Genomic DNA, 17,504 nt, shown 5'->3' with positions numbered 1-17,504 from the left:
GCACCCGGTCCGGTGCGGCGCCCGGCCCGCGGAACCCTTGCGCGGCGTGCGGGCCGACGGCGCACCGGAGCTCAGGTCACCCCTACGAGCCGGTCGCCAGCGTGCCGAGCGTGACCTCGGCGGTCTGGCTCTTGCCGTCCCGGGTGTAGGTGACGGTGACCTTGCTGCCCGGCGTGAGCGAGGCGAGCGCGGTGGTGAGCGCGTTCAGCGAGTCGACCGGAGTGTCGTCGATCTTGGTGATGACGTCGCCGGGCTGCAGCCCCGCCGCGGCGGCCGCGCCGCCCGTGCCGACCGCGACGATGACCGCGCCGGCCGGCTGGAACTGCTGGTTGAAGCTGGTCCGGGCGGTGATGCCGAGGGCGGCCCGGCCCGAGTTGGTGACCTTGCCCTGCTTGATCAGCTGGTCGGTGATGCTGGTGATGGTGGACGCCGGGATGGCGAAGCCGATGCCGGGGGCGGACACGCCGTTGGTCTGCGGCTCGGTCGCGGCGAGGGTGTTGATCCCGATCACCTGGCTGTCCAGATTGACCAGCGCGCCGCCGCTGTTGCCCGGGTTGATCGCGGCCGAGGTCTGCACCATGTTGCCGATGGTGGCGCCCGGCGAGCCGACGCCCCGGGGTTCGGTGACGGTCCGCCCGGTGGCCGAGACGATGCCCTGGGTGACGCTGCTGGAGAGCCCGAGCGGGCTGCCCATGGCGAGGGTGATCTGGCCGAGCTCGACCTTGCTCGAATCGCCGAAGACGGCCGGTTTGAGGCCGCTCGGCGGACTGCTGAGCTTGATCACCGCGAGGTCGGAGTCGGGGTAGCTGGCGACCAGGGTGGCGTCCAGCGACTTGGTGGTGTTGGCGAGGGTGACGGTGAAGGCGGTCGCGGTGCCGACCACGTGGGCGTTGGTGACGATGTCGCCCTTGTCGTCGTAGACGATCCCGGAGCCGAGGCTCTCCCCGGTGGTGATCTGGACCACCGAGGGCAGTACGTCGGCGATCACCTTCTGGTAGGCGTCCTGGAGCTGGTTGCCGCTGCCCGGCTGGTTGGTCGGGGTGGAGGCGGCCTGCTTGGTGGCGCCGGACGGGGAGGCGGTCGACGCCGGGGTGGAGGCGGAGGACGAAGAGGAGGACGAGCCGCTGCAGCCGGCCAGCGCCAGCGCCGTCAGCGCCGCGACCGCGCCCGGGGCGAACAGGCGACGGTGGGCCGCCCTGTGCCCGGTCGGCCCGGGGCCGGCCGGCCGCGGGCGGTTGTGTTCCTTCTTGCGGCTCACCTGGCTGCCTCCGATTCGTCACCACGCCGAAGGGCGCGGGTGTGAGAGCACGGAAATCCTTGTCAGGATTTCACCGATTTGTCCGAATTGCTGGCTGGACTCGCCCGCCCGGGGTGACCCGCATGCGAACGCCTAGGATTGCCGCATGACTTGGTTGATCACCGGCGGTGCCGGATACATCGGCGGGCACGTCGTCCGTCAGCTGCTCGACGCCGGCGAGCGCGTCGCCGTCCTGGACGACCTCAGCACCGGCGACGCCTCCCGGGTGCCGGCCGGCGTCCCGCTGATCCAGGGCTCCACCCTGGACCGCGCCGCCCTGGACGCCGCGATCCGCGAGCACGGCGTCGAGGGCATCCTGCACTTCGCCGCCAAGAAGCAGGTCGGCGAGTCGGTCGAGCAGCCGTTCCTCTACTACCGCGAGAACATGATCGGCCTGCAGACGGTCCTGGAGGCCGCGGCCGAGGGCGGCGTCAAGCGCTTCCTGTTCTCCTCCTCCGCCGCCGTCTACGGCATGCCGGACGTCGACCTGGTCACCGAGTCCACCCCGTGCGCCCCGATGAGCCCGTACGGCGAGACCAAGCTGGCCGGCGAGTGGCTGGTCGCCGCCGCGGGCAAGGCCCACGGGATGTCCACCGTGGCCCTGCGCTACTTCAACGTGGCCGGCGCCGCCTCGCCCGAGCTCTCCGACGCGGGTGTGTTCAACCTGATCCCGATGGTCTTCGAGCGGCTCACCGCCGGCAAGGCGCCGCTGGTCTTCGGCGACGACTACCAGACCCCGGACGGCACCTGCGTCCGCGACTTCATCCACGTCTCCGACATCGCCTCGGCCCACGTGGCGGCCGCCAAGCGGCTGGCCGCCGACCCGGCCGGCGCGACCTCGCTGGTGCTCAACATCGGCCGCGGCGAGGGCGTCAGCGTCAAGGAGATGATCGAGGCGATCGGCAAGGTCACCGGTTACGACACCACCCCCGAGATGGCCCCGCGCCGCCCCGGCGACCCGGCCCGGGTGGTGGCCTCCGCCGACCTGATCCAGCGCGAGCTGGGCTGGAGCGCGAGCCACGACGTGGCGGAGATGGTCTCCTCCGCGTGGGAGGGCTGGTGCAGCCGCCACCCCGAGGCCCGCAAGGCCTGAGGTCTGAGGCCTCAGGCCTGACCGTCCGGGCCTGAGCGCCCGGGCCCTGGCCCTCGGCCACCACCGGACCGGCGGTGTCCGCCCCGCTCAGCGGGCGGGCACCGCCGTGCCGTAGTAGGCGTCCAGCGCGTACACGCAGCGGTCCTTGGAGCCGACGAAGACCCGCCCGCCGACCGCCACCGGGGAGCCGGTGAGCTCGCCCTTGGTGCCGAGCTCCCAGCGCAGCTGACCGGTCGCCAGGTCCAGCGTGTGCAGCGAGTGGTCCCGGCTGCCCAGGTGCACCAGGCCGTCGGCCACCGCCGGGGAGCCGACGATCTCGCCGCGCGCGGTGTAGCGCCAGCGCTCCCGGCCGGTCGCCGCCTCGAAGGCGTACAGCACCTCGCCGCTGCCCACCAGCACCATGCCGTCCCCGACCACCACCGGCTCGGCGCCCTGGCGGCTGCCGGTGACCCCGCGCCAGCGGTCCAGGCCGGTGGCCGCGTCCAGCGCGTAGAGCGTGCCCAGGTAGTCGGCCACGTAGACCGCGTCGGCGTCCAGGGCGGGCGGGGTGAACAGCACCACCGGTGCCTCGAAACGCCAGCGCTCGACCCCGCTGGCCGCGTCCAGCGCGTACACCCGGGTGCCGGCCGTCACGTACAGCAAGCCGCCGCGCTCGACCGGGTGCGAGGGCACGTCCTCACCGACCGGGAAGGACCAGCGCAGGCCCGCGCCGCGCGGGTCCACGCAGCGCAGCCGCCCGGCGCCGTAGTAGTAGGCGGCGCCGGCCACCAGGACCGGGCCGGACTGCGGGTTCTCGTAGTCCTGCTGGGCGTCGTCCGCACGCCACAGCTCGGCGCCGGTGGCGGCCGCGCGCAGCTGGACACCGCCGCCGCGGACGCCGCAGCAGAGCACCCCGTCGGCGGCGGAGAGCGAGTAGACCCAGCCGTCCAGCGAGGTGCGCCAGCGCTCGGTGCCGTCCGCGACGTCCACGGTGTACAGGTGCGGGCCGTCCGCGGCGTGCACCCGGCCGGCGTCCACCGCGAGCGCCCAGGCGACGTCCCGGGTCTTGTAGCGGCGCTCGCCGGAGGCGATGTCCAGCGCGTGCACCTCGAAGCTGGAGACGAAGAGCGTGCCGTCGGCGACCACCGGGGTGCCCCAGACGTCATTGGACATCCGGAACCGCCAGGGGCGCCAGCGGGCGGCCGGGGCGGGGGTCGGGGCGGGGGTCGGGGCCGGCACCGGGGGTGCCGGCGGGGTCGGGGCCGGCGCCGTCCGGCGGACCCAGTCGGTCTCGGCCGGGGCGGTGGTCGGTCCGGGCTGCTCGTGCTCGGCCCGCGGCCCCGGGCCTATCCGGACCGAGGCGCCGGACAGCTGCACCTCGACACCGACCCCGCCGGTGGGCGCGCGGTGCTTGTTCTTGGAGGGGATCTTCGCGGTCGGGATCTCGGCCTCCGAGCCCGGCCCGGGGCGCGGCACGCTGTGCACCGGCCCGGCCGGCGGCGGCGCGTGCCGGGCGCCCGGATGGGTGCGCGGGTCGTCCAGGCCGGGGTGCTGCGGCGGGATCTGCGGCTGCGGGGCCGGCGGGTGCGACGGCTGCGGGTGCGACGGCTGCGGCTCGACCGGGCCGGCGTACGGGCGGGGCGGCGGCGCGCTCGGGCGGCGCCCGCGCTTGCGCTCGATCAGCTCCAGCGCGTTGGCGGGCAGCCAGTCGCCGGCCTCGCCGGAGGCGTCGTCCCGGGAGAACAGGTGCGGGGCCAGCTCGGCCTGGATCTGCGCCGGGGTCGGCCGGTGCTCGGCCGCCTGCTGCATGCAGGCCCGGACCAGGTCCATCAGCTCGGGCGGCATGCCGGACAGGTCCGGCTCCTCGCGCAGCAGCTGGAACACCGTCTCGACCGGGTTGGAGCCGCGGTACGGCGGGTGCCCGGTGGCGCAGAAGACCATCAGCGAGCCGAGCGAGAAGACGTCGCTGGCGCCCCGGACGGTCCGGCTGTCCCGGGCCTGCTCGGGCGACATGTAGGCCGGGGTGCCGACCGCGACGTTGGTCATGGTGAGCCGGGTGCTGGAGACCCCGGACGCGATGCCGAAGTCGATCACCTTGGGGCCGTCCTCGACCACCAGGACGTTGGAGGGCTTGAGGTCGCGGTGGATCAGACCGGCCCCGTGGATGGACTGCAGCGCCTCGGCGATGCCCGCGACCAGCCAGCGGGTGGCCTCCACCGGCAGCGGGCCGCACTCCTCGACCAGGTCCTCCAGCGAGGGCGCCGGGATGTACGCGGTGGCCAGCCAGGGCACCCTGGCGTCCGCGTCGGCGTCCACCACGGCCGCGGTGTAGAAGCCGCCGACCGTCTTGGCGGCCGCGATCTCCCGCGCGAAGCGGACCCGGAACAGCTCGTCCTCGGCCAGTTCCCCCCGGACGGTCTTGATGGCCACCCGGCGCCCGGCCGCGGAGCGCGCCAGGTAGACCAGCCCCATCCCACCCGCGCCGAGTCGCCCCAGCACCTCGAAGGGCCCGATCCGCCTCGGATCGTGCGCCGTCAGCTGGTCCACTCCGCTGCCACCTCCCCGTTTCCGCACCCGCCGCGTGGTGCCGGTCCCGATTCTCCAATGCCGCCCGGCGCATCTCCAACCTCCCCCGCCCGGAGGGGCCCGCCGGACAGTGGCCTGGTCAGCGATGACGGAACGGCCGGATTATGACGCCCGCTCCGGCTGCGCCTTGCGTCAGCCGACCCGGACCGTCGGTTTCCACCCCCCAAGGGCAGTCACGCTCTGTCACCAGACCACCCCTCAGCGGACTCGCCGTCACGCTATGGGGTCAAAAGCACACGGGGGGGCTTCAACAGCCCCTTCGGAGCCCGGTGAATATCCGTCCGAAGTGGTTCATGCCGCTATAACCAGCCCCCGTGCGGAGTAATAGTCGCATCACCGAATCGCGCCAAGATCGTGCCACGGTAAGCTGACGGCATGACAGGACAAGTTCGCACCGTCGACGGTCGCGTCGCCGGGCGACGCGGACAGGAGACGCGGCAGAAGCTGCTCGACTGCCTCCGCGAGATGCTCAGCACGTCGCCCTATCGGGACGTCAAGGTCATCGACGTCGCCCGTATGGCGGGTACCTCCCCCGCGACCTTCTATCAGTACTTCCCAGATGTCGAGGGCGCAGTCCTCGAAATCGCCGAGGAAATGGCCAAGGACGCCGACACCCTCAAAGAGCTGGTGGCCGGAAAGTCCTGGGCAGGGAAGTCCGGTCCGACCACTTCGGAAGAACTGGTCGACGGATTCCTTGCCTTCTGGCGCAAGAACGACGCCATTCTGCGAGTGGTCACGCTCGGTGCCGCGGAAGGGGACAAGCGGTTCTTCAAGATCCGCATGACCGTCCTCAACTCGGTCGCCAAGCCGCTCGCGGAGGCCGTCAAGGAACTCCAGGCGAAGGGTCAGGCCGACAAGTCGCTCGACCCGAACGCCGTCTCCGGCGCTCTGGTCTCGCTGCTCGCATCGGCGGCCGAGCACCAGAAGGCCTTCACCTCCTGGGGCGTCAAGGTCAAGGACCTCAAGCCCAACCTCGCTCCCCTGGTGTACCTGGGTGTCACCGGGAAGAAGGCGCCCAAGTAAGACCATCCGTTCGATCCATCATCCGCTCCGCGCGCAGCCCCGGCCTCCTGTCCGGGGTAAGACGGACGGCGGCCGTGTCCTCGGGGGAGGTCCGCCGACGTACCGCAGGCGCGCCAGACATGCCGGTGGGCGAGCACCCCTCACACAGGGTGCCCGCCCACCGGCATGCTGCTATTCGCTGTGACTCGCCCGCTCGCCTCCGGGGCGGGGGTCGCCCACCCACCTCCAGAGCCCTCCGACCCGACACCGACGGTCGGCGCTCCCTCTCGGCACCGGCGCGCCCCTTCGGCTCGGGGCGGACGGGCCGTCGCGAGCGGGCTACGGGCAGCGGACGACCTGGCCGGCGTAGGCGAGGCCGCCGCCGAAGCCGAAGAGCAGCACCGGGTCGCCCGGGGAGAGCACGCCGCGTTCGACCAGCTTGGAGAAGGCGAGCGGGATCGAGGCGGCCGAGGTGTTGCCGGAGTCGACCACGTCCCGGGCCACCACGGCGTCGCCGAGGCCCAGCTTCCTGGCGATCGCGTCGATGATCCGCAGGTTGGCCTGGTGCGGGACGAATCCCTTGAGCTCCGAGGGGTCGATCCCGGCCCGCTCACAGGCTTCGCGGGCGAGCGGGGCGAGCTGGGTGGTGGCCCAGCGGAACACCGACTGGCCCTGCTGGCTGATCACCGGGTCCCAGCCCGTGATCACCACGGCGTCGCCCTTCTCCGGCTCGGAGCCCCAGACCACCGGCCCGATGCCGGGCTCGGCGCCCTCCTCCTGGACCTCGACCACCGCGGCGCCCGCGCCGTCGCCGAAGATCACGCAGGTGGAGCGGTCGGTCCAGTCGAGGGTGTCGGACATCCGCTCGGCGCCGATCACCAGCGCGCGGCGGGCCGCGCCGGCCCGGATCGCGTGGTCGGCGGTGGCCAGTGCGTAGGAGAAGCCGGAGCAGACCGTGTTGATGTCGTACGCGGCGGGCGAGCGCACGCCCAGCCGGGCGGCCACGGCGGCGGCGGTGTTGGGGCTGCGCTCGATGGCAGTGCAGGTGGCGACCACGACCAGGTCGATGTCCTCGGGCGTCCGACCGCTGTTGGCCAGCGCCTTCTGCGCGGCCTCGGTGGCGAGGTCGACCAGGGTCTCGCCCTCGGCGATGTGCCGGGTGCGGATGCCCACCCGGGTGCGGATCCACTCGTCATCGGTGTCGACGAGCGCCGCCAGGTCGTCGTTGCTGAGGACCTTGGGGGGCTGGTAGTGGCCGAGTGCCACAATGCGCGAACCGCTCATGGTGCCATGGAACCGGGTTACTCGCTGGTCAGCAGGGCATGACCGGCTACAGGATCCGAACCTGTGATCTGTAGGAGATCGACAAGGCCTCTTGGGGCGCCTGGCTTGGGCGTATGCCGAGGTCAGGCCGCCAACGTGGTGGCGTCGCCCATCACGATGACGGGGTGGGCGCTCGGGTCCAGGGTGCGGACCAGCTGGGCCATCTTGTCCTCGGGGATCGACACGCAGCCGTGGGTGGGCCCGTCGTGGTCCACGTGGAGCCAGATGCCTCCGCCCTTCTTGGCGCCCATCGGGCGGCGCGTGTCGAGCGGGGAGTTGCCGGGGACCCGGTTGTAGTTGATCGCGACCACGTAGTCGAAGGAGCCGGCCAGCTGGTCGCCGAAGAAGCCGGTGCCGGAGACCACGAAGCTCGGGTCCTTGTCGTACGGGAGCTTGCTGCCCGGGTCGGCGTTGCGGCCGCCCGCGTCGGTGAGCGAGAAGACGCCGATCGGGCTGCGCAGGTCGCCCTCGTTGTGGTCGGCGGTCCAGCCGTTCTTGCCGTTGTGACCGTTCCACGTCTCGCCGGCCAGCCAGCGGCCCTCGGGGGTGCGGGTCCAGAGGACGACGGTGTTCTTGTCGGTGTTCTTGTCGGCGCCGGAGGCGACCACGACCTGGGTGGTCTCGGCGGGGATCTTCGCGGTGAAGGTGGCGCCGAGGCCGGGTATCGCGGCCAGCGAGCCGTCCGGGCGGGTCTCGCTGCGACCGGCGGCCGGGGGCGCGGCCTGCCGGTCGGCGGCGGCCTGGACGGCGGCGGAGGCGGGCGCGGGCTGGTCGGGCTTGCTGACGCCCTCGGGGCCGGGGCCGTCGGCGGCGGTGATGCCGGGCTTGGCGTCGTCCTGGCCGACGGTGTACCAGCCGGCGGCGGCCGCGACCAGCAGGGCGGTGCCGGCCATCACGGCCTTGCCGTGACGTTTCTGCTTCGCCTTGCGCCGTCGGCCCCGGGCGGCGGCCCTGCCACCCGACACGGCGGCCGCGACGGGGACGACCGGGGCGAGGGGCTCGACCGGTGCGGGCTCCTCGTGGACCGGCTGCTCGTACACCGGCTGGCCGTACACCGGCTCCGGCTCCGCCGGGTACGGCTGGTACGGCTGGAACGGCTGCTCGTACGCCTCGAAGTACCCGTCGGCGGCCTGCGGGGCCTCCTGGGACTCGCCGTAGTAGTAGTCCTGCTGCACCGGCTGCCGGTACGGCTCGTACGCGTCGTACGGCGCCTCGTGCGGCTGCTGCGGCACCCCGTACACCGGCTCCTGCATCGGCTCGTACGGCGGGTACTCGGTGGCGCGATGAGAACCGGACATGCCGTCGATCCTGCCAAACGCCGTACCCGTTGGTAAACCCGGGTCGCGTGCGGGAGCCGTGAAGACGCCGCCGTCCGGGCCCGATTACGGCCCGGACGGCAGGAAGTTCGCAGGTCAGAGGCGCATCGCCTGCGGGGCCTCGCGACGCATCGGGTCCGGGCCCTCGTACTCGCGGATGACCTCGTAGCGGGTGTTGCGCTCGACCGGTCGGAAGCCGGCGTCACGGATCAGACCGAGCAGGTCCTCGCGGCCGAGCTTGTTCGGCGTGCCGAAGTTGTCCGCGTCATGGGTGATCTTGTACTCGACCACCGAGCCGTCCATGTCGTCCGCGCCGTGGCTGAGCGCCAGCTGCGCGGTGGCGACGCCGTGCATCACCCAGAAGACCTTGACGTGCGGGACGTTGTCGAACAGCAGCCGGGAGACGGCGAAGGTCTTCAGCGCCTCGGCGCCGGTGGCCATCTCGGTACGGGCCATCAGCTTGTTGCGCACGACGCCGTCCTTGGAGTCGTGGAAGTCGTGCTGGTAGCGCAGCGGGATGAAGACCTGGAAGCCGCCGGTCTCGTCCTGCAGCTCGCGCAGCCGCAGCACGTGGTCCACCCGGTGGCGGGGCTCCTCGATGTGGCCGTACAGCATGGTGCACGGCGTCTTGAGGCCCTTGCTGTGCGCGAGGCGGTGGATCCGCGACCAGTCCTCCCAGTGGGTGTCGTGGTCGACGATGTGCCGGCGGACCTCCCAGTCGAAGATCTCGGCGCCGCCGCCGGTCAGCGACTCCAGGCCGGCGTCGATCAGCTCGTCCAGGATCTCGTCGGCGGACAGGCCGCTGATCTTCTCGAACCAGTGGATCTCGGTCGCGGTGAAGGCCTTCAGCGAGACGTTCGGCAGGGCCGCCTTCAGCTCCCGCAGCGAGCGCGGGTAGTAGCGCCACGGCAGGGTCGGGTGCAGGCCGTTGACGATGTGCAGCTCGGTGAGGGACTCGCTCTCCATCGCCTTGGCGAGGCGGACGGCCTCCTCGATGCGCATCGTGTACGCGTCCTTCTCGCCCGGCTTGCGCTGGAACGAGCAGTACGCGCAGGACGCGTTGCACACGTTGGTCATGTTGAGGTGGCGGTTGACGTTGAAGTGGACGACGTCGCCGTTCTTCCGCGTCCGCACGTGGTGGGCCAGCCCGCCCAGCCAGGCCAGGTCGTCGCTCTCGTAGAGCGCGATCCCGTCCTCGCGGGTCAGCCGCTCACCCGCGTAGACCTTCGCCTCCAGCTCGCGCTTGAGCCCTGCGTCCATGCGGTGCCCCGCCTCCTCCGACATTCGATTCCTTGCCGGACTGAGCGTACGCCTATGCGCAGAGCAGCTCCGCGAGCAGGACCGGGTCGATGTTCCCACCGCTGACCACGGCCGCGACCGTCTGGCCCCCGGTCTCGGCGGCGCGGTGGAAGTACGCGGCCGGGGCGACGGCACCGGAGGGCTCGGCGACCAGCCGGCCGCGGCGGGCCAGCAGGGCGACGGTGGCGCGGATCTCGTCCTCGGTGACGGTGACGATGTCGTCCACGTAGGTGGTGATGTGCTCGTACGGCAACACGCCGACCGAGGGGGTGCGCAGCCCGTCCGCGATCGTCCGGTAGGTGTCGGCGACGGGCCACTCCACCCGGCGCCCGGAGCGCAGGCCGGCCTGCGCGTCGGCGGCCAGCTCCGGTTCCACGCCGATCACCCGGATGCCCGGGCGGGTGAGCTTGAGCGCGGCTGCCGTCCCGCCGATCAGGCCGCCGCCGCTGACCGGCACCAGGACGGTGTCCAGCTCGGCCGGGGCGTCCTCGGCGATCTCCAGCCCGACCGTGCCCTGGCCCGCGATGATGAACGGGTCGTCGTACGGGGGCACCCAGACGTAGCCGTGCCTTTCGGCCAGCTCGCCGGGCAGAGCGTCCCGCTCCCCCGGCGGTACCAGGATCACCTCGGCGCCGTACGAGCGGGTGGCCTCCACCTTCACCGCGGGCGAGGTGTCCGGCATCACGATCACGGCCTTGACGCCGAGCAACTGCGCCGCGTACGCCACCGCCTGCGCGTGGTTGCCGCTGGACTGGGCGACCACGCCGCGGGAGCGCTCCTCCGCGGTGAGCGCGGCCAACCGGTTGTAGGCACCGCGGGTCTTGAAGGCCCCGGTCGGCTGGAGGTTCTCGGGCTTGAGCCAGAGCCGCCGCTCCCCCTCGGCCGCCCAGGGGGCGGGAACCAGCGGGGTGCGCACGGCGACCCCCGCGATCCGCTGCCGAGCAGCGCGCAGCTCCTCCAGACCGACCAGTGCCATACGTCACTCTCCTACAGGAGGAAGCTCACTCACCCGGTTCTCCCACTTCGTGGAGAGTACGACGGTGGTGCGGGTCCTGGCCACGCCTTTCGTGCCCGAGATCCGCTTCACCACCGACTCCAGGCCGGCCACGTCGGCCACCCGGACCTTGAGCATGTAGGAGTCGTCACCCGCGATGAACCAGCAGTCCTCGACCTCGTTGAGGTCCTTCAGCCGGAACGCGACGTCCTCGTGGTCGGCCGCGTCGGTGAGCTGAAGGCCGATCAGGGCCGTGACGCCGAAGCCGAGCGAGGCCGGGTTGACCGTCGCGCGGTAGCCGGTGATGACCCCGGCCTGCTCCAGGCGGTTGATGCGGTCCGTGACGCTCGGGCCGGAGAGTCCGACCAGCCGGCCCAGCTCGGCGTAGGACGCGCGGCCGTTCTCCCGGAGCGCCTGGATGAGCTGTCTGTCCACCGTGTCCATATACCGTCCGCGTCCTTCCGAACCTCACCAGACCCACAGATCATTATCCGGATTCAAAGGCGCCGTGCGCCGACCGACCCGGATATCGCAGAGAAGATACTCTCCCGCCCTCGCTCTCCTTACTCCCCCTCAGCCGAAGCGCCCCCGCCGCTCCCGCTCTGGCGGGCCGCCGCGCCCAACTCCCCTTCCCAGCGCAGGTACAGGGAATGCGGCACGCCGACGGCGTCCAGCACCCGGCCGGCCACGAAATCCACGAGTTCGCGCACGGTGGAGCCGCCGGCGTAGAAGCCGGGCGATGCGGGCAGGACCACCGCGCCCTGCGCGTCGAGTTCCACCAGGTGCTTCAACGTCACCCCGTTGAGTGGCGTCTCGCGCACGCAGACGACGAGTGGTCGACGCTCCTTCAGGGTGACACTGGCGACCCGCTGCAGCAGGTCCTTGCTCAGGCCGAGCGCGATCCCGGCCACCGCGCCGGTGGTCGCGGGCACCACCAGCATGCCCTTGGCGGGGTACGAGCCGCTGGACGGGCCGGCCGCGAAGTCCCCCGCGGACCAGTAGCGGACGTCCTCCAGGCCCTGGTCGGTCCCCAGCCAGGCGGCGAGGTCGGTGCGCCAGTGGGCGTCCCGGAAGGAGATGCCGGTCTCGTCCAGGATGGTGAGCCGGGCGGCCCGGCTGACGATCAGGTCCACCGCCTCACCGGCGGCCAGCAGCGCCCGGATCACCGAAGCCGCGTACGGCGTCCCCGACGCCCCCGAGACCCCGACCACCCACGGCTGACGCTTCGCGATTCCCATGGGGCATTTCTATCCCGGCTTCACCCGGGGCTTCGGCCGGGGCGTGCCCCGGACCCGTTCCGCCCGGCCGGGCGGAACGGGTCCGGGAGCGCGCGCCCCCTGGGAGGATGGGGGGCATGGCAGCGACCCTCGTCGACCTCACCCATCAGGTGACCACCGCGATGCCGGTCTACCCCGGCGATCCGGCCGTGCTGTTGGAGCCCGCGCTCACCACCGCGACGGCCGGGGTGAACGTGCTGGCCCTGCACCTCGGCTCGCAGTCCGGGACCCATGTGGACGCGCCGTACCACGTGGACGTCACCTGGCCGACGCTGGACGGGCTGCCGCTGGAGCGGTTCACCGGGCCCGCCGTGGTGGCCGACCTGCGGGGGCTGGAGCCCCGGGCGGCCGTCACCCCCGAGCTGCTGGCGCCCGCGCTGGAGCGCTGCGGGGAGGGTTCCGTCCTGCTGCTGGCCACCGGCTGGGCCCGGCACTGGGGCACCGACGCCTACCTCGCCCACCCCGGCCTGACCACCGAGGCGGCCGAGGCGATCGTCGCCGCCGGAGTGCGCACGGTCGGGGTGGACGCGCTGAGCGTCGACCCCACCCCCGACCCGGGCCCGGGCGACCCGGCGGTGGCCGCGCTGCTCGCCGACCTCACCGACGAGCACGACCAGCCCGTCGAGGAGCCGACCCTGGCCGCCCACCGGGTGCTGCTGGGGGCGAGCGGCGGTGGGGTGATCGCCGAGAACCTGACCGACCTGCGGGCGCTGCTGGAGGCGCAGGAGGCCGGTCGGCCGGTGGAGGTCTCGCTGTTCCCGCTGCGGCTGGTGGCGGCGGACGGCGCCCCGGTCCGGGTGGTGGCCCGGCTGGGCTGAGCCCACCGGCCCGCCCCGGCCCGGGACTTGGTCTAGACCATCCCCCGGTGGCGCCAGTACGCTGTCAGGCCATGGCTGAGATCATCGGAGTGATCGAGCGACTCTGGCGCTACCCCGTGAAATCCACCGGCGGCGAGCGGCTCGACTCCGTCGAGGTGGACGTGCGCGGCCTGGCCGGCGACCGCCTCTACGCCGTCCGCGACTCCTCCGGCAGGCTCGGCTCGGGCAAGACCACCCGCCGCTTCCGCCGGATGGACGGCCTGCTGCGGCTGTCCGCCCGCCTCGGCCACCGGCTCGACGGCCCGGAGCTGTTCGACCCGCTCGGCCGCCCGGTCGACCACCCCACCGCGTTCCTGTGCGCCTACCTTCAGCGCGAGGACGTCGCACTCGCCCGCGAGGACGCCGTCCCGCACTTCGACCGGCTACCGGTCAGCGTGCTCACCACCGCCACCCTGGACTGGGTCCGCGAGGCCGTCCCGTTCGCCGTGGTGGACGAGCGCCGGTTCCGCCCCAACATCGTGCTGCGCACCCCGCCCGGCACCCCGCCGTTCGTCGAGGACGACTGGTTCGGCCGCCAGGCCCGCGGCGAGGCCCCGGACAGCGCCCGGCTCGCCTTCGTCACCTCCAGCGAGCGCTGCGCGATGACCGCGGCCCCGCAGCCCGGGCTGCCGCACGCCCCCGAGATCCTCAAGGCGATCGTGCACGCCCACGACGGCCGCCTCGACGCGCTCGCCGAGGTGGCCGCCCCGGGGTGGCTGCGGCTGGGCGACCGGCTGGTGCTGGGCTGAGCGGGGGGCCGCTTCCGCAAGCCGTTCAGCCGCGGATCAGGCAGAAGGGGTGGCCGGCCGGGTCCGCGTAGATCCGCCACCGGCCGACGTCGCGCAGGCGGACGGCGCCGAGGGCGAGCACCTGGGGTTCGGCGGCGTCCAGCTCCGGGACGTCGATGTCCAGGTGCGCCTGCTGCGGGTGCCCGGGGTCGGGCCAGCGGGGCGGGCAGTGGTCGGCGACCGCCTGGAAGCAGAGCACCGTGCCGTCGTCGAGGTGCAGGGTGGACCAGCCGGCGCCGAGCGACCAGCGCGGGTCCGGTCGGTCGACCTCACCGCCGAGCAGGGCGGCGTAGAAGCGGGCGAGTACGGCCGGGTCCGGGCAGTCGAGGACCAGGCACTGCAGTTTGCCGATCACGGTTCTCCTCAGGGTGCTTCCTGGTCCGGTCCGGACGGGGCGACCGCCCGGAGGTAGGCGTCGGCGAAGAACTCGAAGGACTCGTCCAGCGAGGGCAGCCCGTCGCCGAGGACGGGTTCGAGCACCGGCCGCACCAGGACGTGGCTGAGCAACGGGCCGATCAGCAGTTGCACCAGCACCGGGAGCGGCAGCGGCCGGATCCGCCCGGCCTCGACGTGCGGCAGCAGCAGGCGGCCGAGGCCGTCGACGATCTGCGGCATGTTGGCGGCCATCATCCGGGCGGCGGGCCCGTCCGGGCGGCCGAACAGGTCGGCGAAGACCGCCGGGATGATCCGCGGCTCGTTGGCCAGGGAGGCGAGGAAGGTGCGGTGGAGCGCCCGGACGGTGTCCTCCAGACGCTCGGGCGGGTCGGCAGCCAGCGCCTGGAGGTCCGGCAGCGGGCCGTACTGCAGGAAGACGGCGGCGAGCAGGCCGTCCCGCCCCTCGAAGACGGTGTGCAGGCTGGGCAGCGAGCACTCGGCCCGGTCCGCGACCGCGTCCAGGGTGACCCCGCCGAGGCCGCGTTCGGCCACCAGGTGGGCCGCCGCCGCGATCGCGCGCTCCCGTACCGGCGGCCGTCCGCCCGGGTCGACGCCGGTCCGCCGGACCGCCTCGTCCAGGGGCGCCCGGGAGCCGCCGAGCCGGCGCAGCAGGGTGCTGCGCGAGACGCCGGCCGCCGCCGCGATCGCCGTCAGCGGGACGTCCGCGACGTCCTGGCCCCGCTCCTTCGCCGCCGTGAGCGCGGCCGACACCAGATCCTTCATGTGGAGCATCGTACTACTTGACACCTGAGACGGTTCCAGAGAGTCTGTATATGCGAGTTCCACACAGGGGCCGCAAGAGGACCAGGGATTCACGGATCGAGGGGAGAGAGCCATGAGCGTCGTCATCTCCGGGGGCGGGCCCGCCGGAATGGTGCTGGGCCTGGTGCTGGCCCGGGCCGGCGTCGAAGTGACCGTGCTGGAGAAGCACGGCGACTTCCTGCGCGACTTCCGCGGCGACACCGTCCACGCCTCCACCGTGCGGCTGATGGACGAACTCGGCCTGGGCCGGGAGTTCGCCGCACTGCCGCAGAGCCGGCTCGGCAACCTGGTGGTGCCGGTGCCCGGCGTCGGGCAGGTCGCGCTGAGCGCCTTCGACAAGCTGCCCGCGCCGTACAACTACATCGCGATGATCCCGCAGTGGGACCTGCTCGACTTCCTGGTGGCGCAGGCCGAACGGGAACCCACCTTCACCGTCCGGATGAACACCGAGGCGACCGGGCTGATCCGGGAGGGCGGCCGGGTGGCCGGCGTGCGCTACCGCACCCGGGACGGCGAGGAGGGCGAGATCCGGGCCGAGCTCACCGTCGCCGCCGACGGCCGGCACTCCACCCTGCGCCGGGAGGCCGGGCTGGTACCCGAGGAGTACCCGGTGCCCTTCGACGTCTGGTGGTTCCGGCTGCCCCGGCACGCCCACGAGCAGGCCGCGCCGCCCAACCTCGTCCCCGGCTTCGGACACGGCGAGATGGCGCTCAGCCTGACCCGCGACGACTACTTCCAGATCGCCTACTTCCTGCCCAAGGGGGCCGACGCGCAGCGCCGCGCCGAGGGCATCGAGCGCTTCCGCGACCGGATCGCCCGGCTGATGCCCCAGTACGCCGACCGGGTCGACCAGTTGGCGAGCCTGGACGACGCCCACCTGCTCGACGTCAAGCTCAACCGGCTGGACCGCTGGTACACCGACGGACTGCTGCTGATCGGCGACGCCGCCCACGCGATGTCCCCGGCCGGCGGGGTGGGCATCAACCTCGCCATCCAGGACGCCGTCGCCGCCGCCACCCTGCTCGCCGAGCCGCTGCGGCGCGGCCGGCCGACCGTCGCGGCGCTGGCCCGGGTGCAGCGGCGGCGCCAACGCCCGACCGTGATCATGCAGCGGATGCAGCGGATGCTGCACGGCCTGATGTTCACCCCGGTGCTCAGCGGGCGCCGGGTCGGCCCGCCCCTCCAGTTCGCCCTGCTCGCCCGCTACGTCCCGGCCGTGCGGCTGGGCATCTCACGGCTGATCGCGCTCGGGCCGCGGCCGGAGCACGCGCCGGACTTCGCCCGGCGGCCGGCCGCCTGAGGGACTGGCCACCTGAGGAACGGCCAACCTGAGGGGCGGGCCACCGGCCACGAACCGGCCGTTCGGACGGGCGGCTTCCGGGGAACGACCGATGGCATGACGATTCCCCACCGCATGACCGGCACCGGCGACCACCACGTCCTGGTCCTGCACGACTGGTTCGGCACCAGCGCGGGCTGGGGCCCCTTCCTCGACTACCTCGACGGCAGCGCCTTCAGCTACGCCTTCCTGGACTATCGCGGCTACGGCGAGCGCAAGGACGTCCCCGGCGCGTACACGCTCGCCGAGATCGCCTCCGACGCGCTCGCCCTCGCCGACCAACTCGGTTGGGAGCGCTTCTCCTTGATCGGCCACTCGATGGGCGGCAAGGCCGTCCAGCAGGTGCTCGCCGAGGCGCCGCTGCGGGTGCGCAAGCTGGTCGGCCTGGCCCCGGTGCCGGCCGGGTCGTACCCGCTGGACGAGGCCGGCGAGTCGCTGTTCTACGGTGCCGCCGAGGACCGGGAGAAGCGCTACGCGATCCTCGACCTGGTCACCGGCCAGCGGGCGGGCCGGGTCTGGCTCGACCGGATGGTCGACCAGTCTCTGCGGCTGTCGACCACCGAGGCCTTCGACGGCTACGTCCGGGACTGGACGACGGCCGACCTGTCGGAGCGGATCAGCGGGAACCCCGTCCCGGTCAAGGTGATCGTCGGCGAGCACGACCTCGCCCTGACCGCCGACGTCATTCGGGGCGGCAGCGGGCACTACCGTTCTTAGCGTTGTTGGCCAGTGTTGGCCGAACTGCCGCAAACCGGGCCGGTGACGGCCCGGTGACCTCGCGAACGGTCTTCGAGGTCGGGGAGCAGCGCGAGTTGGTCACCGTGGCGCGGTCGAGTCTTGTCGCCCCGGCGGGGTGTGCTCGCTGTCCTGGGTGGGCTCGCGGTCCCACGTGCTCTCGGGATGGATGGGGCCTGGCCGGTAGCTCTCCCGACACGATCCTCCGGTCGTGTGCGGGTCACACCTGGCCGACGCCGGATCCGGTGTCCGAGGGCGCGTCGTCCGATGGCCACCGCGGCACTGTGGTGCCGGGTGACCGTGCGGGGGGCGGTCTGGGGCTGGAGCGGGGCCTTCCAGTACTTCTCGCCCCAGCGGGAGGTGTAGGCCGGGTCGACGGCGATCACGAGGAGACCGGCATGGAAGGCCATGCCGCGCAGGCG

At 72.8% G+C, this 17,504-nt stretch carries 16 protein-coding genes; 6 read left to right on the top strand and 10 right to left on the bottom strand.

Features of this window, described 5'->3' with window-relative positions; all coding sequences use genetic code 11:
- Positions 1-82: 82 nt before the first annotated feature.
- The gene (locus ACGF12_RS23095) at positions 83-1,180 is read right to left on the bottom strand and encodes a S1C family serine protease (protein WP_393033194.1); all 1,098 of its coding nucleotides are present in this window, start codon (positions 1,178-1,180) and stop codon (positions 83-85) included.
- A gap of 223 nt (positions 1,181-1,403) precedes the next feature.
- On the opposite strand from ACGF12_RS23095, the gene galE reads away from it, so the two are divergent.
- Entirely contained in the window at positions 1,404-2,390 is a 987-nt protein-coding gene (galE, locus tag ACGF12_RS23090; RefSeq protein ID WP_393033117.1) for a UDP-glucose 4-epimerase GalE, read from the top strand.
- Positions 2,391-2,477: 87 nt separating this feature from the next.
- Here the strand turns inward: galE and ACGF12_RS23085 are convergent, their stop codons facing one another.
- Positions 2,478-4,916, bottom strand: coding sequence for a PQQ-binding-like beta-propeller repeat protein (locus ACGF12_RS23085; RefSeq protein WP_393033114.1), 2,439 nt, complete (start codon positions 4,914-4,916; stop codon positions 2,478-2,480).
- Positions 4,917-5,330: 414 nt separating this feature from the next.
- Between ACGF12_RS23085 and ACGF12_RS23080 the strand changes: the two genes are divergently transcribed.
- On the top strand, positions 5,331-5,978 hold the full coding sequence (locus ACGF12_RS23080) for a TetR family transcriptional regulator (protein ID WP_387626943.1): 648 nt from the start codon (positions 5,331-5,333) through the stop codon (positions 5,976-5,978).
- A gap of 318 nt (positions 5,979-6,296) precedes the next feature.
- On the opposite strand, the gene ACGF12_RS23075 is transcribed toward ACGF12_RS23080, so the two are convergent.
- From ACGF12_RS23075 to ACGF12_RS23050, 6 genes are all read right to left on the bottom strand, one after another.
- On the bottom strand, positions 6,297-7,241 hold the full coding sequence (locus ACGF12_RS23075) for a beta-ketoacyl-ACP synthase III (RefSeq protein ID WP_393033110.1): 945 nt from the start codon (positions 7,239-7,241) through the stop codon (positions 6,297-6,299).
- A gap of 122 nt (positions 7,242-7,363) precedes the next feature.
- Positions 7,364-8,578, bottom strand: a complete 1,215-nt coding sequence (locus ACGF12_RS23070; protein WP_393033106.1) for a L,D-transpeptidase family protein — start codon at positions 8,576-8,578, stop codon at positions 7,364-7,366.
- 114 nt (positions 8,579-8,692) lie between these two features.
- On the bottom strand, positions 8,693-9,856 hold the full coding sequence (gene mqnE / locus ACGF12_RS23065; protein ID WP_393033103.1) for an aminofutalosine synthase MqnE: 1,164 nt from the start codon (positions 9,854-9,856) through the stop codon (positions 8,693-8,695).
- Between the two features lie 52 nt (positions 9,857-9,908).
- The gene (locus ACGF12_RS23060; RefSeq protein WP_393033100.1) at positions 9,909-10,871 is read right to left on the bottom strand and encodes a threonine/serine dehydratase; all 963 of its coding nucleotides are present in this window, start codon (positions 10,869-10,871) and stop codon (positions 9,909-9,911) included.
- Positions 10,872-10,874: 3 nt separating this feature from the next.
- Positions 10,875-11,333, bottom strand: coding sequence for an Lrp/AsnC family transcriptional regulator (locus tag ACGF12_RS23055; RefSeq protein ID WP_030055719.1), 459 nt, complete (start codon positions 11,331-11,333; stop codon positions 10,875-10,877).
- 119 nt (positions 11,334-11,452) lie between these two features.
- A complete protein-coding gene (locus ACGF12_RS23050) occupies positions 11,453-12,127 on the bottom strand; it encodes a UbiX family flavin prenyltransferase (RefSeq protein ID WP_393033097.1) in 675 nt (224 codons plus the stop codon).
- Positions 12,128-12,243: 116 nt separating this feature from the next.
- Here ACGF12_RS23050 and ACGF12_RS23045 point away from each other — a divergent pair, with 116 nt between their 5' ends.
- Both ACGF12_RS23045 and ACGF12_RS23040 read left to right on the top strand, forming a co-directional pair.
- On the top strand, positions 12,244-12,984 hold the full coding sequence (locus ACGF12_RS23045) for a cyclase family protein (protein ID WP_393033094.1): 741 nt from the start codon (positions 12,244-12,246) through the stop codon (positions 12,982-12,984).
- A 71-nt stretch (positions 12,985-13,055) separates the two neighbouring features.
- Positions 13,056-13,772, top strand: coding sequence for an MOSC domain-containing protein (locus tag ACGF12_RS23040; protein ID WP_393033091.1), 717 nt, complete (start codon positions 13,056-13,058; stop codon positions 13,770-13,772).
- A 25-nt stretch (positions 13,773-13,797) separates the two neighbouring features.
- On the opposite strand, the gene ACGF12_RS23035 is transcribed toward ACGF12_RS23040, so the two are convergent.
- Positions 13,798-14,166 (bottom strand): VOC family protein, encoded by a 369-nt coding sequence (locus ACGF12_RS23035; RefSeq protein WP_393033088.1) that lies wholly within the window; start codon positions 14,164-14,166, stop codon positions 13,798-13,800.
- Between the two features lie 8 nt (positions 14,167-14,174).
- A complete protein-coding gene (locus tag ACGF12_RS23030; protein WP_393033085.1) occupies positions 14,175-14,969 on the bottom strand; it encodes a TetR/AcrR family transcriptional regulator in 795 nt (264 codons plus the stop codon).
- Between the two features lie 112 nt (positions 14,970-15,081).
- Here ACGF12_RS23030 and ACGF12_RS23025 point away from each other — a divergent pair, with 112 nt between their 5' ends.
- Both ACGF12_RS23025 and ACGF12_RS23020 read left to right on the top strand, forming a co-directional pair.
- The gene (locus ACGF12_RS23025) at positions 15,082-16,308 is read left to right on the top strand and encodes an FAD-dependent oxidoreductase (protein WP_393033082.1); all 1,227 of its coding nucleotides are present in this window, start codon (positions 15,082-15,084) and stop codon (positions 16,306-16,308) included.
- Between the two features lie 96 nt (positions 16,309-16,404).
- The gene (locus tag ACGF12_RS23020; RefSeq protein WP_393033079.1) at positions 16,405-17,064 is read left to right on the top strand and encodes an alpha/beta fold hydrolase; all 660 of its coding nucleotides are present in this window, start codon (positions 16,405-16,407) and stop codon (positions 17,062-17,064) included.
- The last annotated feature ends 440 nt before the right edge of the window (positions 17,065-17,504 follow it).

This window comes from Kitasatospora sp. NPDC048296 (assembly GCF_043201815.1).
In the GTDB taxonomy this organism is placed as follows: Bacteria; Actinomycetota; Actinomycetes; order Streptomycetales; family Streptomycetaceae; genus Kitasatospora.
The sequence above is the reverse complement of the archived record's forward strand: the minus strand, read 5'-3'. Positions and strand labels throughout refer to the sequence as shown.

Coding starts and splice junctions, on each gene's coding strand:
- ACGF12_RS23040 (WP_393033091.1), top strand. CDS start 13,056: ATGGCTGAGATCATCGGAGTGATCGAGCGACTCTGGCGCTACCCCGTG.
- ACGF12_RS23060 (WP_393033100.1), bottom strand. CDS start 10,871: ATGGCACTGGTCGGTCTGGAGGAGCTGCGCGCTGCTCGGCAGCGGATC.
- ACGF12_RS23055 (WP_030055719.1), bottom strand. CDS start 11,333: ATGGACACGGTGGACAGACAGCTCATCCAGGCGCTCCGGGAGAACGGC.
- ACGF12_RS23025 (WP_393033082.1), top strand. CDS start 15,082: ATGAGCGTCGTCATCTCCGGGGGCGGGCCCGCCGGAATGGTGCTGGGC.
- ACGF12_RS23080 (WP_387626943.1), top strand. CDS start 5,331: ATGACAGGACAAGTTCGCACCGTCGACGGTCGCGTCGCCGGGCGACGC.
- ACGF12_RS23020 (WP_393033079.1), top strand. CDS start 16,405: ATGACGATTCCCCACCGCATGACCGGCACCGGCGACCACCACGTCCTG.
- ACGF12_RS23070 (WP_393033106.1), bottom strand. CDS start 8,578: ATGTCCGGTTCTCATCGCGCCACCGAGTACCCGCCGTACGAGCCGATG.
- ACGF12_RS23075 (WP_393033110.1), bottom strand. CDS start 7,241: ATGAGCGGTTCGCGCATTGTGGCACTCGGCCACTACCAGCCCCCCAAG.
- ACGF12_RS23050 (WP_393033097.1), bottom strand. CDS start 12,127: ATGGGAATCGCGAAGCGTCAGCCGTGGGTGGTCGGGGTCTCGGGGGCG.
- mqnE (WP_393033103.1), bottom strand. CDS start 9,856: ATGGACGCAGGGCTCAAGCGCGAGCTGGAGGCGAAGGTCTACGCGGGT.
- ACGF12_RS23030 (WP_393033085.1), bottom strand. CDS start 14,969: ATGAAGGATCTGGTGTCGGCCGCGCTCACGGCGGCGAAGGAGCGGGGC.
- galE (WP_393033117.1), top strand. CDS start 1,404: ATGACTTGGTTGATCACCGGCGGTGCCGGATACATCGGCGGGCACGTC.
- ACGF12_RS23045 (WP_393033094.1), top strand. CDS start 12,244: ATGGCAGCGACCCTCGTCGACCTCACCCATCAGGTGACCACCGCGATG.